This is a genomic window from Demequina silvatica (genome assembly GCF_000971215.1).
In the GTDB taxonomy this organism is placed as follows: domain Bacteria; phylum Actinomycetota; class Actinomycetes; order Actinomycetales; family Demequinaceae; genus Demequina; species Demequina silvatica.
The window spans coordinates 145,127-159,783 of the sequence record NZ_BBMA01000002.1; the positions used below are offsets into that span (position 1 = coordinate 145,127).

A 14,657-nucleotide genomic window follows, 5' to 3' on the forward strand; every position below is an offset into this window, starting at 1 on the left:
CCGGCCACCGCATCGTCCCGAGGGCCGGTCTCCCACCAGGGAGGCCGGCCCTCGGTGCGTTCCGCGCCGCGCACCCCGAGCACCTATCCACGCGGATGAGGCACTCCCCCACCCGAGTCCGGGCGTGTCGTCGGCGAGTCGCGGCAAAGACACCCTGGATTCGCGTCAGACGCACGCCAGTGCGTGGATAGGTGCCCGCGGCGGACGGGGGTCACCCGAAGTTCAGCTTCGAATCAGGACCTTCGCCGCGCCGTGTGAACGTTCACCATGCCATGCTGACCAGGTACCCGAGATGGAGGAAAACATGGCACCGACGCCCTGGTCCAGCCGCACCGCGGATTCCGTCAGCGATGCCGAGGTCGAGGCGATCGACCTGTGGTGGCGGACGGCCAACTACATGTCGGTCGGGCAGATCTACCTGCTCGACAACCCGCTGCTGCGGGAGCCGCTGCACCGCGACCACGTGAAGAAGCGTCTGGTGGGCCACTGGGGCACCACGCCCGGCCTCAACTTCATCTACACGCACCTCAACCGCATGATCACGTCGCGCCAGCAGCCGACCATGTACATCATCGGCCCGGGCCACGGCGGCCCCGGTCTGGTGGCGGCCAGCTACCTCGAGGGCACCTACAACGAGACGTACCCGGAGATCTCCGAGGACGCTCGCGGCCTCCAGCGCCTGTTCAAGCAGTTCTCCTTCCCCGGCGGCATCCCGTCGCATGTCGCGCCCGAGACCCCCGGCTCGATCCACGAGGGCGGCGAGTTGGGCTATGCGCTCAGCCACGCGTACGGCGCCGCGTTCGACAACCCGGACCTGCTGGTCGCGGCCGTGGTGGGCGACGGCGAGGCCGAGACCGGCCCGCTCGCCACCAGCTGGCACTCGAACAAGTTCATCAACCCCGCCACCGACGGCGTGGTCCTCCCGATCCTGCACCTCAACGGCTACAAGATCGCGAACCCGACGGTCCTCAGCCGCATCTCGGAGGAGGAGCTCACGGCGCTCATGGTGGGCTACGGCCACAAGCCGCACGTGTTCACCGCAGGCTTCGACGACGAGACCCCGGCCTCGTTCCACGCGCGCTTCGCCGCCGTGCTCGACGAGGTCATGGACGAGATCGCCGCGATCAAGGCCGAGGCCAAGGTCAACCCCGACATGGACCGCCCGATGTGGCCCATGATCGTGCTGCGCACCCCCAAGGGCTGGACCTGCCCGCCCGAGATCGACGGCAAGCGCACCGAGGGCTCGTGGCGCGCGCACCAGGTGCCGCTGTCGAACGCCCGCGACACGGACGACCACCTCCACACCCTCGAGGCGTGGCTGCAGTCGTACGGCCCGGAGGACCTGTTCGACGAGGCGGGCGTCGTGAAGCCCGAGGTGCTCGCGACCGTCCCGCAGGGCGAGCTGCGCATGTCGGCTCGCCCCGAGGCCAACGGCGGCGTCCTCATGAAGGACCTGGTCATGCCCGACTACCGCGACTTCGCGGTGGACGTGCCCGCGCCCGGTGCCGAGATCGGCGAGGCGACCCGCACCCTGGGCGAGTTCCTGCGCGAGGTCATGCGCAACAACCCCGACAACTTCCGCATCTTCGCTCCCGACGAGCTGGCCTCGAACCGCATCCAGGCCGTCCTCGACGTCACCGACAAGGTGTGGAACGCGGAGATCGACCCCGACGACGGCAAGATGAGCCACGAGGGCCGCGTGGTGGAGATGCTCTCCGAGCACCAGTGCCAGGGCTGGCTCGAGGCGTACAACCTCACGGGCCGGCACGGCCTGTTCACCAGCTACGAGGCGTTCATCCACATCGTCGACTCGATGTTCAACCAGCACGCCAAGTGGCTCAAGGTCGCGCACGAGCTGCCGTGGCGCCGCCCCATCCCGTCGCTCAACTACCTGCTGTCGAGCCACGTGTGGCGTCAGGACCACAACGGCTTCTCGCACCAGGACCCGGGCTTCATCGACCACGTGGTGAACAAGAAGGCCGAGGTGGTGCGCGTCTACCTCCCCGCCGACGCCAACACCCTGCTCGCGACCTACGACCACTGCCTGCGCAGCCGCGACCGCGTCAACGTGGTGGTCGCCGGCAAGCAGCCGCAGGCCCAGTGGCTCACCATCGAGGAGGCGGAGAACCACTTCGCGCGCGGCGCCGGCATCTGGGACTTCGCGTCCAACGTGCCGCTGGGCGAGGAGCCCGACGTGGTGATGTGCGGCATCGGCGACGTACCCACCATGGAGATCCTCGCGGCGATCGACATCATCCGCGAGGAGCTGCCCGAGCTCAAGGTCCGCATGGTCAACGTGGTCGACCTCATGCGCCTGCAGCCGCCCAAGGAGCACCCGCACGGCATGACGGACCGCGAGTTCGACCAGCTGTTCACCGCGGACAAGCCGATCATCATGAACTACCACGGCTACCCGTGGCTCATCCACCGGCTCACGTACCGCCGCAACGGCCACGCGAACCTGCACGTGCGCGGCTTCAAGGAGGAGGGCACCACCACGTCGCCCTTCGACATGGCGATGGTCAACGACATCGACCGCTACCACCTGGTGATGGACGTCATCGACCGCGTCCCGTCGCTCGGCTCGCGGGCGGCGTCGCTGCGCCAGAGGCTGCAGGACAAGCGCTTCGAGGCGCAGCGCTACGCCTACGAGACCGGCGCCGACCTCCCCGAGGTCGCCGAGTGGGTCTGGTCCGGCGCCGGCACCGAGGTGCAGGCCAAGCTCTCGGGCGCGCTCGCGACCGACGGCGACAACGAGTAGGGACTCCTCTCCCTCTCCTCCCTGGGGGACGATGCGCGGGCCGGCCCCGCGCATCGTCCCCCTTCCGCATGCCCCGGGTTCCGGCCCGACGCAGGCATTTCGCCCCCTTTGCCCGGATCCGGCGGGCGGGCCGGGGTGACGGTGCCCACAGGTCGCTTGTGAGTGGCACCCGGGCGCGATACCGTCGCGCGCACGCTCACTTGAGACTGGGGGAACCACCGGTGAAGAATCTCGTCGGCGCTCGCGGCATCGCGGCCGCCACCGTCGCGTCGCTGGCGCTCATCGGGATCGCCTCGGGCGCCTCCGCGGAGGACGCCGCCACGCTGACATTGGGGACCGCGACCGTCCTCACGCTGCCCGCGGGCGACGGGGTGCGGGACTCGACGTCGGTGTCGGTCTCCTCCGACGTCGCCACCACCGCCGACGTCGCGCTGATCGGCACGGGCCTCGAGCCGCTCCCCCTCGCGCCCGTCGAGATCACCGATCCGGCGGTTGCCGTTCGCGTCACGGTGCCCCTGGATGGGCTGCCGAGCGCCGGCACCTACGACCTCGTGGTGACGCCCGCCTCGGGCGAGCCCGTGGTCAGGCGCATCACGGTCGGGTCCGGGGACCCGAAGAAGGTCACGCTGGCACTCTCGGACTCGAAGCTGTACACGTGGAGCGGCGCGAGCCCACGCACCGCCGTCGCGACGGTCCGCGCCACTGACGAGACGGGCCTCAGGGTGCCCTTCACCGGCACGGTGATCGCCAAGGCCGGCGGCAAGAGCTCGACCACCTCGATCGGCTCGGCCACCGGCGCGTCCGCCTCGCGCAAGGTCTACGCCTCGCAGCTCGCGGCAGGCACCGGCACCGTGACGGCCAGGCTCGACGGCCCCACCCTGACCGGCTCGACGGCATCCGCACCGATCACGATCAAGAAGACCGCCATCACGGGCGTCTCGCTCGTCCCCAGCCGGACGAACGTCTACCCGGCCAAGGACGGCTACCGCGACTCTGTCAGGCTCACGGTGATACCCGCGAAGTCGCGCCCGGTGATCTTCCCTGCGACCGGCACCGTCAAGGTGACCTACGACGGCAGGACCGTGAAGTCGTGGAAGCTGACATCCGCCACGAAGTGGACGGGCACCTGGGACGGCCTCAACGGCGGCAGGATCGTCCCCGGCACGTACCGGGTGTCGGTCTCCATCAAGGGCCCCGAGGGCACCACCAGGACCGCCAGGACCACGATCGACGTGAGCAAGCGGAGGCTCGTCGCCACCACCAGGACGGTGAGCTACGCCGCCGACCAGGTGATCCAGTATCAGGAGGTGATCGCACGCGGTTCCGGAAGCTGCAGCAGCGACGTCTACGTCGCGGGTGACTCCTACTGCTCCAGTGCGGACAGCGCCTCGAGCGGACAAGCCTTGCTGGGATGGGGCGAGATCGACGTCCCGACCGCCGTAGTCGACGCACAGAGGTACGGCGCCACGCGCGTCAAGGTGACGGCGAACTGGAGAGACGTCGACGGCCCGGTGTCGTGGTGCGTCTCGAACTACTACCGCGGCAACTGCGACCAGAGCGCCGCTGCGAAGGAGGGCGCCCAGTCGCTGACGCCGCTCAAGCTCAGGACCGGTGGCACGTGGTTCTCGTTGACGGTCATGCTCGGCTACAGCGCCCGAGCGCACGTGACCGGCTTCACGATGACGTACACCTACCAGGCGCTCGTCTAACGGTTTCCCCCGGGCGCGTCCGCCGGTGACCTGGGTCCCGGCACCCGCGCCCGGGGCCCCGTAGGTTGGGTGCCATGCTCGCCGCCTACGCCACCCGGTTCAGCCCGTCCGATCCCGCGAGCGCGCTCGAGGTGGGCGACCGACCGGAGCCTGAGGCGCGCGAGCACTGGTCGACGGTCGAGGTGCGCGCCGCCTCCGTCAACCACCACGACGTGTGGAGCCTCAAGGGCGTCGGCCTCGCTGAGGGCCAGCTGCCGATGATCCTCGGCTGCGACGCCGCGGGCATCGCGCCCGACGGGACCGAGGTGGTGGTGCACGGCGTCATCGGCGCCGACGGCCACGGCGTGGGTCCGAGCGAGCCGCGGAGCCTCCTGTCCGAGCGATACCCGGGCACGTTCGCCGAGCGGGTCGCGGTCCCGACCGCGAACCTCATCCCTAAGCCGACGGAGCTGAGCTTCGAGGAGGCCGCCTGCCTGCCGACCGCGTGGCTGACGGCGTACCGGATGCTCTTCCACGCCTCTGCCCTCACCCCTGGGCAGTCCGTGCTGGTGCAGGGCGTGGGCGGCGGGGTCGCGAGCGCGGCCATCGCCCTCGGCGCAGCGGCCGGCCTCGACGTGATCGCGACGTCCCGGTCGGAGGCCAAGCGCGAGGCGGCGCTCCGCATGGGCGCGTCCGCGGCCGTGGAGCCCGGCGCTCGCCTCCCCCGCCGCGTCGACGCAGTCATCGAGACCGTGGGCCGGGCGACGTGGAAGCACTCGATCGCGAGCGTCAGGAACGGCGGCACCATCGCGATCGCGGGCCACACCACGGGCGACCCGGAACCCGCGCTCCTCACCCGGGTGTTCTTCCACGAGCTCCGCATCCAGGGCGTCACCATGGGCACGCGCGAGGACCTCGCGGCGCTGCTGGCCTTCCTCGCCCGCACGGGCCTGCGCCCCACCATCGACTCGACCTACCCGCTCGCGCGGGCGTGCGACGCGATCGCCCGCGTGGCGGGTGGGGATCACCTCGGCAAGGTCGTGCTGACCGTCTAGACGCGCCGCACCGGCTCCCCGTACGCCGCCACGGCGTCATCGGCGGTGAGCAGCACGGCGCCCTCGAGGCGCGCCTGGGCGACGAGCATCCTGTCGAACGGGTCGCGATGCAGCAGGGGCAGCTGTGCTACCTCGGCGGCATGCGCACCCGTCACGTCGAGCTCCAGGTAGCCGGCGTCCAGAAGCCGGCGCCTCAGCACCGCCGCGTCGAGCGTGAAGTCCGGGCGCCCGAGCGACGCCTTGATCGCGATCTCCCACGTCGACACGGGGCTCACCAGGAGCTCGTGGGCCGGGTCGAGCAGCCATGCCCGCGCCTCCCGCGAAAGCCTCGCGTCGTCGCGCGCCGCCCACAACAGCAGATGCGTGTCGAGGAGCACCCTCACGAGGCGGAACCGAAGAGCCGCTCGATGTCGTCAGCACCCATGCGATCGAAGTCGTCGGGGATCTCGAGCAGGTCGGGCATGAACCCGACGCGCTGCCCCACCGTGTCCGCGCCCTCGATGGGGACGAGGCGCGCGACGGGCACACCTGCCCTCGCGACGATGACGGTCTCGCCTCGCCCGACCGCCGCCAACAGCTTCGACAGGTGCGTCTTCGCCTCGTGCACGTTCACGGTGCGCATGGGCCACCTCCACTGGACTAAGCGGACTTAGTCTAGTTGGGCGCTCCTCCGCCTACAACGGCATGTGGACAGCGACGCCCCCTCAGCCCTTGAGCCCGCGGCGCTTCGCGATCGCCCCGGAGACCACGCGCCAGCCGATGAGGAACGCCGCCAGCACCGTCGCGGCCACGATCACGAACGAGACCTGCACCCCCTGGCCGTAGACCGCGCGCAGCGCCATGCCACCCACCAGCGTCGACGCCCACACCGTCACGCCCGTGCGCTTCCAGTCGCACGGCCGCCGCCACGCCCGCGCGATCAGCCACCCGATCGCGGCGCCGGTCGCGAACGGTGACACCGTCTCGAGCAGCCCCCAGCCGTTCTCGCCGAGGATCCCCTCGTCGTGGCTCGCCCGGCCCACGGCGGCGAACACCACGATCGCCCCGAGGTCCAGCGCCGCGGCGCCGAGCGCCGCCTGCCGCAGATTCATGACCGACTCCCTTCCAGCCCGCGCAGATACTCCCTGATCATCAGGATGCCCGCGACCGCCGCATCGTCCCCCACCTCGCGCGACCGCTCGCGCACGTCGCCAGGCGCGATACCCAGCCCGCGCAGCTCGCCGGTGTGCCCGATCAGCCAGCGCTCGATGCGCTCGGCATCGACCTCCGGATGGAACTGGACCGCGAGCGCGCTGCCGTACGCGAACGCCTGGCACGCCGTCGCGGGCGTCGACGCGAGCACCGTCGCGCCGTCCGGCGCCACGATCCGGTCGCCATGCCAGTGGAGGACCGGCGCGCCGTCGAGGTGGCGCAGCGGGGTGGACGATGCGCCGGGCGCCAGATCCACCGTCCCCCACCCGACCTCGGGCCGGCCGGGTTCCACCCGACCGCCCAGCGCATGAGCGAGCAGCTGCGCGCCCAGGCACACCGCGAGCGTGGGCATCGCGGACGCGACGCGGGAGGCGAGCAGCGCCGCCTCCTCGGCGAGCACCGGGTAGTCGTCGATGTCGCCGACTCCGACGGGCCCGCCGAGCACCACGCCGAGGTCCGCGGAGGCGAACGGCGCGAGGTCGTCGACGCCGGCGTCGAGGTAGACCACCTCGTAGCCGTGGGCCGCGATCTCCGCCTCCCAGATTCCGAGGTCCTCGAAGGCCACATGACGGATCGCGACGCATCTCATGGCTGGGAGCCTAGGCCCGCGCGGAACCCGCCCCCACGCGGCGCGACTAAAATCGCCGGGTGGCACACCTGCTTGGCGCCGAGGCGCTTCACCTGGACTTCGGCACCGGACCGGTGCTCGCCGGCATCACGCTCGGCCTCGACGACGGCGACCGGATCGGCATGGTCGGCACCAACGGCGCGGGCAAGTCGACGCTCCTCAAGGTGCTCGCGGGACGCGTCGAGCCCGACGACGGCCGCGTCACCGTCGCCCGCGGCACGCGCATCGGCGTCCTCGACCAGTCGGATCACGTCGACGAGGACCTCACCGTCGCCCAGGCGATCGTGGGCGACCGCGACGAGCACGAGTGGGCGGCCGACCCCCGCGTCCGCGACATCATGTCCGGCCTGGTGCCCGACCTGCCCGCCGAGGCGATCGTCGGCGACCTCTCGGGTGGCCAGCAGCGGCGCGTCGCCCTGGCCCACGTGCTCGTGGGCGACCACGACGTCGTCTTCCTCGACGAGCCCACCAACCACCTCGACGTCGAGGGCGTGACGTGGCTCGCGGACCACCTCAAGCGCCGCTGGCCGGCGTCGAGGGGCGCCCTCCTCATCGTCACCCACGACCGCTGGTTCCTTGACGAGGTGTCCACCCGCACGTGGGAGGTCCACGACGGCGAGGTCGACATGTACGAGGGCGGCTACGCCGCGTACGTGCTCCAGCGCGTCGAACGCGACCGGATCGCCGCCGTCACCGAGCAGCGCCGCCAGAACCTCATGCGCAAGGAGCTCGCGTGGCTGCGCCGCGGCGCCCCCGCCCGCACCTCGAAGCCCAAGTTCCGGATAGACGCCGCCAACGCCCTCATCGCGGACGTGCCGCCCATCCGCGACGCCGTCAAGCTCCACCGCATGGCCGCCGCACGCCTGGGAAAGGACGTGGTCGAGCTCATCCGCGTGGGCGTGAGCTACGGCGACAAGGAGGTCCTGCGCGATCTGGACTTCAACATCGGCCCCGGCGACCGCATCGGCATCCTCGGCGAGAACGGCGCCGGCAAGTCGACCTTCCTGCGCCTCGTCACCGGCGAGCAGGAGCCCACCAGCGGCCGCGTCAAGACCGGCCTCACGGTCCGCGTCGCGCAGCTCAGCCAGCAGCTCGCGGAGCTCGAGGACCTCGCGGACCAGCGCGTGTCCGCCGTGGTGAAGCAGTACTCCTCGATCCAGCTGAGCGACGGCCAGGAGATGACCCCCAGCCAGCTGCTCGAGCGCATGGGCTTCACGTCCGCGCAGCTCAAGACGCCCGTGGGCCGCCTGTCCGGCGGCCAGCGCCGCCGCCTCCAGCTGCTGGTGGTGCTGCTGAGCGAGCCCAACGTGCTGGTCCTCGACGAGCCCACCAACGACCTCGACACCGACATGCTCGCCGCGCTCGAGGACCTGCTCGACTCCTGGCCCGGCACCCTCATCGTGGTGAGCCACGACCGCTACCTCATGGAGCGCATCACCGACCAGCAGTACGCGGTGGTCGACGGCGGCCTCCGCCACCTCCCCGGCGGCGTCGACGAGTACGTCGAGCTGTCCCGCGAGCGCCGTGCCGGGACGTCCGGCATCGGCACGTTCGGACAGGGGGACGATGCGCCGGCCGGGTCGGGCGGGCAGGCGACGGCTGGCGCCCCGGTCACCGCCGCATCGTCCACCCACGCCGTGCCCGCACTGAGCGGCGCCGCGCGCCGCGAGGTGGAGAAGGAGCTCAAGGCCGTCGAGCGCCGCATGGCGAAGATCCAGGAGCTCACCGAGGGCACGCATCACGAGATGGTGATGCACGACCAGGCGGACTTCGCGGGCCTCGCGACGCTCCTGAAGAGCCTGCAGGCGCTGGAGGACGAGAACGCGGAGCTCGAGGAGCGCTGGCTGGAGCTCGGCGAGCAGCTCGGCTGAACGTTGCCCCCCGGGCAGGCTCGCGACCTCGGTCCCGGGCGGGGCGCCCACGCGGTCGCATAGCCTGACGTGGAGTCAAGGAGCGTCCCCATGTCCGCACGCGAGGTCCCCATCGCCGGGATGACCTGTGCCGCGTGCGAGGGCACGGTGGCGGCCGCCGCGCTGTCCCTGCCGGGGGTGGAGTCCGCCGTCGCGGACCGGCGCAGCGGGCGCCTCACTCTCACCGGGTCGCGCCTGCCGTCGGACACCGACATCGACCGCGCGCTCGCCGACGGCCCGTACAGCGTCGGCACGCGCCCGTGGTTCAGCCGCGAGCACCGCGTCTGGCGGGATCTCGCGCTGTCCGTCGCGGGCGTGGGCGCGATCGCGATCCTCGCGTGGGCGCTCGGACTGGACCAGCGGGTGCAGGAGCTCACCGCGGGCGCCTCGGCCGGCTCGCTGGTGGTGGTGCTGGGGCTCGGCGTCGCGGCGAGCGTGTCGACGTGCATGGCGCTCGTGGGCGGGCTCGTGGTGTCGCTCGCCGCGTCCGTGCCGTCGCACGCGACCGGTCTCGCGCGGATGCGGCCGCACCTGGCGTTCAACGCGGGACGGGTGGCTGGCTTCGCCGTGCTCGGCGGGCTGGTGGGAGCCGTGGGGCGGACCGTCGCGCCGTCCGGCGTGATGCTCGGCCTGCTGGTGCTCGCCGCCGCGCTGGTGATGGCCGTGGTGGGCGTGCGCCTCACGGGCGCCTCTCCGCGGCTCGCCGCGTGGCAGCTGTCGCTTCCTGGCCGCTGGGGCGGCTGGGCGCGCGCGGACGTGGGCGGCGCCGGCTTCGCGCGCACCATGGCGGTGGGCGCGGCGACCTTCTTCCTGCCCTGCGGCTTCACGCAGGCGGTCCAGCTGTACGCGCTGTCGACGGGCAGCCCCGTCGCGGGCGCGACGGTGATGGCGGTGTTCGCGCTCGGCACCACGCCCGGGCTGCTCGCCGCGGGCGCCGCCGCGTCGACCGCCCAGCGAGGATCCGGACGCGCGCTCCGGGTGGTGGGCGTGGTGGTCCTCGCCTTCGCGCTGGTGACCGGCACCGGCGCGCTCACCCAGCTCGCCCCGGGCCTGCGGGTCGGCACCGTCACCGCCACCGAGCGGACCGCCAACGTGGTCGACGTCGCCGGCGTGCAGGAGGTGAGCACCGCGGTGGTCGCGGACGGGTACTCCCCCGCCGTCACCGTGGTCTACGCGGACGAGCCCGTGCGCTGGACCCTGTCGCCGGAGTTCTACGGATGCGCCAACGTGGTCGACGCGCGGTCGCTCGGCCTCGACAGCATCGACGTGCTGCGCGGAGACGCGACCGTCGAGTTCACCCCCACCGAGACCGGCACCTACCCGTACGCGTGCACCATGGGCATGTTCACCGGCGCGATCGTGGTGATCGACCGCCCCGCGGCCTGAGCCGCCTCGCCTGACCTGCACGGCCACGCGCGCGAAACATGCACCCCGTAGGGTCGAGCGCATGGATGTCGCGATCGTCGGAGCCACCGGAGACGTGGGCCGCGCGGTCTGCGGCGCGCTGATCGAGCGTGGCGACCTGGGCCCCACCTCGCGCCTGCAGCTGGTGGGCCGGCCCGGCGGCGCGTCGGGCGAGGCCGTGCACGGGCTCCGGGTCGACCTCATCGACGCGCACGACGAGCACGCACCCCACATCGACGTCGCGACCCGCCCCGAGGACGTGGTCGCGGACGTGGTGGTGATGACCGCCGGCCGCACCCTGCCCACGGGCACCGGGCAGCCGATCGACCGCGACCGCCTCGCCCAGGACAACCGCCGCGTGTTCGAGGAGTACGCCGACGCCCTCGCCGCGCATGGCAGCGGTCACGAGGTCGTGATCGTGGTCTCCAACCCCCTCGAGCTCGCCGTCGAGGTGTTCGCCCGCCGCCTGGGCCGCCACCGCGTGATCGGCATGGGCGCGTGGCTGGACACCCTGCGGTTCCGCCGCGAGATCGCGGCGACCCTGGGCATCCGACGCCACCGCGTGAGCGGGTTCGTCGACCGCCTGCACGGCGACCGCATGGTCCCGCTGTGGTCCTCGGTGCGACTCCGGGGGCTCGACCCCGACGAGCGCGCGGAGATCGTCGACCGCCTGCGCGGCGACCGCACCCTCGCCTCCTTCCGCACCGAGGTCACGGCCGCGAAGCAGCGCATCTCGGAGGCGCCCGACATCGCCGCGGCGTTCGCCGCCGTGGACGCCTACCCGCCCGACGTGCAGGCGGTGATCCGCCCGTACCTCACCCACCAGAGCGGCGCGAAGACCGCGCACGGCACCGCCAACGCGACCGCGGACCTGGTGCGGACGGTGCTCGACGGCCGCGACATCGTGGTGGCCGGCCAGGTGCTGCTCGACGGCGAGATCGAGCTCGGAGGGTCGCCGTGGCGCGGCGTCCTAGGTGTCCCGGTGGCCGTCGGGCCGGACGGCTGGTCGCGCGTGATGGTCGACGCTCTGGCCGCGGACGAGAGCCGCGTCCTGTGGGAGGTCGCGCAGTCCATCAACGAGTCCGTGGTCGCGTGGGGCGGGGGCGCGTCATGAGCGCCCTCACGCGCCGGTGGTTCGCGTTCGTGCGGGTCGAGGACCGCAGCGGCGCCTCCGCCGCCCTCACCGGCGTCTTCTCGGAGCGCGGCGTGAGCTTCGGATCGCTCTCGACCCTCGCGGTGCACGCCGGCGTGGGCACGCTGTGCGTGGAGTTCGCCGCGTCCGAGCGGCTGGCCCAGGTGCTGGTCCGCACGCTCGCGCGGCTCGCCGTGGTGCGCGACGTCGACCTGGTGCGCGCGGACGATGCGCGGGTCAGGGCCGTCGCGGTCCTTCCGGGCGCCGTGGCGCCCGCGGAGGCGGGCGAGGGGGTGGCGGCATGGGCCGATGCCGAGGCGGATCTCATGGTGCTGTCCGGCTCGGTGAGCGCCGTCGAGAGCACGGTGGACCGGCTGCGCGCCGCGGGGCGGCCCCCGGTGGCCGTCTCGGTCCTCCCGCCCCGCTGACGCGCAGCCCTCTCAGCCCCCTCAGCCCCCGACCGGGACGGCCTCCGCGCCCGCGGCGACCGCCGCATCGTGCCCCATCACCGCGCCGTGCGGCACGACGACCGCGCGTCCCAGCATGGTCCCCGCCTCGAGCCGCGCGTAGGCGTCGAGCGCGTCCTCGAGCGCGAACGGAGTGACGTCGACCTCGAGGCGGCCGTCGCGGTAGAGCGCGGCGAGCTCGTGGAGCTCCTCGAGGGTGCCCATGTAGGTGCCGGTGAGCTCCGCCTCGAACGGGGTGGTGTAGAAGCCCCAGTCGGTGCGGCCGCCCGCGAGCCCCACCACGGTGATGCGGCCGCGCACGGCGACCGCGGACTGCGCGAGCCGGATGGTGTCCTCGCTGCCGACCAGGTCGAACACCGCGTCGACGCCGTGCCCGCCGGTGAGCTCGCGGATGCGTGCCGCCTGGTCCTCGCCGGCCGCGACCACCGTCGCACCGCGGGCCTCGGCCAACGCGCACGCCTCCGGCTTGATGTCGGTCGCGAGCACCGTCGCGGCCGTCATCTCGCGCAGGATCTGGACCGCGAACTGGCCCACGCCGCCGAGCCCGATCACCAGCGCCGTGCGGCCCCCGGCGTCGAGCCGCGGCAGCGCCAGCTTGACCGCGTGGTACGCGGTGAGGCCGGCGTCGACCAGAGGGGCCGCCTTGATCGGGTCGGCGTCGCCGAGCGGCACCAGGTTGCGGACCGGGACGGTCATGTACTCCGCCATGCCGCCGTCGAGGCCCAGGCCGCTGCCGAGCGACGTCATCGAGGCGACGTTGTCGCACAGCGTGTCCTCGCCGCGCGCGCAGGACGCGCAGTGGCCGCAGCCGCGCGCGGCGTAGACCATGTGCGCGCTGCCGTGCTCGATGCCGACCACGCCGGGCCCGGCCTCCTCGACCCAGCCGGTGACCTCGTGGCCCAGGATGTAGGCGGGCCGCAGCTGCGGCATCGCGATGTCCTGGTCGAACAGCGCGTAGAGCGCGACGTCCGAGTGGCAGGCGCCGGAGCCGGCCACCTTGAGCAGCACCTCGCCCGGGCCGGGGACGGGACGCTCGACGTCGACCAGGGCGGGACGCGTCTTCCACGCGTCGAAGCGGACGGCCTTCATGGGGACTCCTGACCGGCACCCGCTCGTGGGTTCACGCGGGTCGGGCGCCGTTGCTCGCCGCGCGGTTCGAGCATGGCACAGGTGCCGGGCGAATGTGAAGCGCAATTCACTTCTGGGCATCCTACGGACGCTGCCGAGGTGAACCGCGCCCCACTTGACGCCGAGCCCTAGGCGGTCACGGACGCCGTCGCGGCGCCGATCACCACCCCGGCGGCATCGGGATGCGGCACCACCACGGCGCGACCGAGGAGCGTTCCGTTCTCGAGGTGCTCGTACGCCTCGAGCGCCTGGTCGATGCCGAACGTGGTGACGTCGACCCGGAGGTGCCCGTCGTGGTAGAGCGCCGCGAGCTCGTGGAGCTCCTCGATGGTTCCCCAGTAGGTGTTGGTCAGCTCCGCCTCGTAGGGGTTCGAGTAGAAGTCCCAGGTGACGGGGCCGCCGGCGATACCCACCACGGTGATGCGCCCCTGCTTCGCCACCACCTTCTGGGCCAGCTGGATGGTCGGCGTGAGGCCCACGAAGTCGAAGACCGCGTCGACGCCCTTGCCCCCGGTGTGCTCCCGGATGCGTTCCGCCTGACCCTCGCCGCCGGCGACGGTGACGGCGCCTCGCGACGCGGCGAGCGCCATCGCGTCCGCCTTCATGTCGGTCGCGATCACGGTCGCCGCGGTGGTGGCCTTGAGGATCTGCACCGCGAGCTGGCCCAGCCCGCCGAGGCCGATCACGAGCGCGGTCTTGCCGCCGCCCGCGAGCTTGGGCAGGGCGAGCTTGATCGCGTGGTACGGCGTCAGCCCCGCGTCGGCCAGGGGCGCGGCGGCGACCGGGTCCGCGTCGCCGAGCGGCACGAGGTTGCGCGCGGGAACCGTCATGTACTCGGCCATCCCGCCGTCGCGCCCGAGCCCGGAGGCGAGGAACGGCGTCTGCGCGGCGTTCTCGCAATAGGTGTCCTGACCGCGCGAGCAGGCGGGACAGTGGCCGCAGCCCATGGGGCCGTACACCAGGTAGGCGTCGCCTTGCGTGAGACCGAGGACGCCCTCGCCCACCTCCTCGATCCAGCCGGCGGTCTCGTGACCGAGGGTGTAGGTGGGTGCGAGCTGCGCGCCTACCGTGGTCGCGTCGAACTGCTCGTACACGGCGACATCCGAGTGGCAGGCACCGGCGCCGGCCACCTTGAGCAGCACCTCTCCAGGACCCGGGACGGGTCGCTCGACCTCCTGGAGGGACGGCTTGGTCTTCCAGTCGGTGAACCGCAATGCCTTCATGGCGGGGACTCCTTCGTGGCGCCCAGGGGACTGATCGGCACGGCCACGGCGCCATTGCTTGACACGTGTC

At 72.4% G+C, this 14,657-nt stretch carries 13 protein-coding genes; 7 read left to right on the forward strand and 6 right to left on the reverse strand.

The window, feature by feature from the left end:
- Positions 1–304 precede the first annotated feature (304 nt).
- From AOM05_RS00630 to AOM05_RS00640, 3 genes are all read left to right on the forward strand, one after another.
- Positions 305–2,761 (forward strand): phosphoketolase family protein, encoded by a 2,457-nt coding sequence (locus AOM05_RS00630; RefSeq protein ID WP_228373163.1) that lies wholly within the window; start codon positions 305–307, stop codon positions 2,759–2,761.
- Positions 2,762–2,982: 221 nt separating this feature from the next.
- On the forward strand, positions 2,983–4,470 hold the full coding sequence (locus tag AOM05_RS00635; RefSeq protein WP_062518699.1) for a hypothetical protein: 1,488 nt from the start codon (positions 2,983–2,985) through the stop codon (positions 4,468–4,470).
- Between the two features lie 74 nt (positions 4,471–4,544).
- Entirely contained in the window at positions 4,545–5,504 is a 960-nt protein-coding gene (locus AOM05_RS00640; RefSeq protein ID WP_062518700.1) for a zinc-binding dehydrogenase, read from the forward strand.
- On the opposite strand, the gene AOM05_RS00645 is transcribed toward AOM05_RS00640, so the two are convergent.
- From AOM05_RS00645 to AOM05_RS00660, 4 genes are all read right to left on the reverse strand, one after another.
- Positions 5,501–5,887: a type II toxin-antitoxin system VapC family toxin gene (locus AOM05_RS00645; protein ID WP_062518701.1), complete on the reverse strand. Its 387-nt coding sequence runs from the start codon at positions 5,885–5,887 to the stop codon at positions 5,501–5,503. The two genes, AOM05_RS00640 and AOM05_RS00645, sit on opposite strands and share 4 nt — an antisense overlap.
- Positions 5,884–6,126 carry a type II toxin-antitoxin system Phd/YefM family antitoxin gene (locus AOM05_RS00650; RefSeq protein ID WP_062518702.1) on the reverse strand — a complete coding sequence of 81 codons (243 nt, stop codon included), beginning with the start codon at positions 6,124–6,126 and terminating at the stop codon, positions 5,884–5,886. The genes AOM05_RS00645 and AOM05_RS00650 overlap by 4 nt, the downstream gene beginning before the upstream one ends.
- An 82-nt stretch (positions 6,127–6,208) precedes the next feature.
- Positions 6,209–6,595 (reverse strand): DUF3054 domain-containing protein, encoded by a 387-nt coding sequence (locus AOM05_RS00655; RefSeq protein WP_062518703.1) that lies wholly within the window; start codon positions 6,593–6,595, stop codon positions 6,209–6,211.
- Positions 6,592–7,284, reverse strand: coding sequence for a glutamine amidotransferase-related protein (locus AOM05_RS00660; protein ID WP_062518704.1), 693 nt, complete (start codon positions 7,282–7,284; stop codon positions 6,592–6,594). The genes AOM05_RS00655 and AOM05_RS00660 overlap by 4 nt, the downstream gene beginning before the upstream one ends.
- 59 nt (positions 7,285–7,343) lie before the next feature.
- Here AOM05_RS00660 and AOM05_RS00665 point away from each other — a divergent pair, with 59 nt between their 5' ends.
- From AOM05_RS00665 to AOM05_RS00680, 4 genes are all read left to right on the forward strand, one after another.
- Positions 7,344–9,194: an ABC-F family ATP-binding cassette domain-containing protein gene (locus AOM05_RS00665; RefSeq protein ID WP_062518705.1), complete on the forward strand. Its 1,851-nt coding sequence runs from the start codon at positions 7,344–7,346 to the stop codon at positions 9,192–9,194.
- Positions 9,195–9,284: 90 nt separating this feature from the next.
- Entirely contained in the window at positions 9,285–10,619 is a 1,335-nt protein-coding gene (locus AOM05_RS00670) for an urease accessory protein UreH domain-containing protein (protein ID WP_062518706.1), read from the forward strand.
- Between the two features lie 61 nt (positions 10,620–10,680).
- Complete coding sequence (locus tag AOM05_RS00675) at positions 10,681–11,751, forward strand: lactate/malate family dehydrogenase (protein ID WP_062518707.1); 1,071 nt, start codon at positions 10,681–10,683, stop codon at positions 11,749–11,751.
- Positions 11,748–12,197, forward strand: coding sequence for an ACT domain-containing protein (locus tag AOM05_RS00680; protein ID WP_156164976.1), 450 nt, complete (start codon positions 11,748–11,750; stop codon positions 12,195–12,197). Before AOM05_RS00675 ends, AOM05_RS00680 begins: the two co-directional genes overlap by 4 nt.
- Before the next feature lie 21 nt (positions 12,198–12,218).
- Here the strand turns inward: AOM05_RS00680 and AOM05_RS00685 are convergent, their stop codons facing one another.
- Both AOM05_RS00685 and AOM05_RS00690 read right to left on the reverse strand, forming a co-directional pair.
- Positions 12,219–13,325, reverse strand: a complete 1,107-nt coding sequence (locus AOM05_RS00685; RefSeq protein WP_062518709.1) for an NAD(P)-dependent alcohol dehydrogenase — start codon at positions 13,323–13,325, stop codon at positions 12,219–12,221.
- A gap of 167 nt (positions 13,326–13,492) precedes the next feature.
- Complete coding sequence (locus tag AOM05_RS00690) at positions 13,493–14,587, reverse strand: NAD(P)-dependent alcohol dehydrogenase (RefSeq protein ID WP_062518710.1); 1,095 nt, start codon at positions 14,585–14,587, stop codon at positions 13,493–13,495.
- Positions 14,588–14,657: the final 70 nt, after the last annotated feature.

Coding starts and splice junctions, on each gene's coding strand:
- AOM05_RS00675 (WP_062518707.1), top strand. CDS start 10,681: ATGGATGTCGCGATCGTCGGAGCCACCGGAGACGTGGGCCGCGCGGTC.
- AOM05_RS00690 (WP_062518710.1), bottom strand. CDS start 14,587: ATGAAGGCATTGCGGTTCACCGACTGGAAGACCAAGCCGTCCCTCCAG.
- AOM05_RS00685 (WP_062518709.1), bottom strand. CDS start 13,325: ATGAAGGCCGTCCGCTTCGACGCGTGGAAGACGCGTCCCGCCCTGGTC.
- AOM05_RS00640 (WP_062518700.1), top strand. CDS start 4,545: ATGCTCGCCGCCTACGCCACCCGGTTCAGCCCGTCCGATCCCGCGAGC.
- AOM05_RS00630 (WP_228373163.1), top strand. CDS start 305: ATGGCACCGACGCCCTGGTCCAGCCGCACCGCGGATTCCGTCAGCGAT.
- AOM05_RS00650 (WP_062518702.1), bottom strand. CDS start 6,126: ATGCGCACCGTGAACGTGCACGAGGCGAAGACGCACCTGTCGAAGCTG.
- AOM05_RS00655 (WP_062518703.1), bottom strand. CDS start 6,595: ATGAATCTGCGGCAGGCGGCGCTCGGCGCCGCGGCGCTGGACCTCGGG.
- AOM05_RS00680 (WP_156164976.1), top strand. CDS start 11,748: ATGAGCGCCCTCACGCGCCGGTGGTTCGCGTTCGTGCGGGTCGAGGAC.
- AOM05_RS00660 (WP_062518704.1), bottom strand. CDS start 7,284: ATGAGATGCGTCGCGATCCGTCATGTGGCCTTCGAGGACCTCGGAATC.
- AOM05_RS00670 (WP_062518706.1), top strand. CDS start 9,285: ATGTCCGCACGCGAGGTCCCCATCGCCGGGATGACCTGTGCCGCGTGC.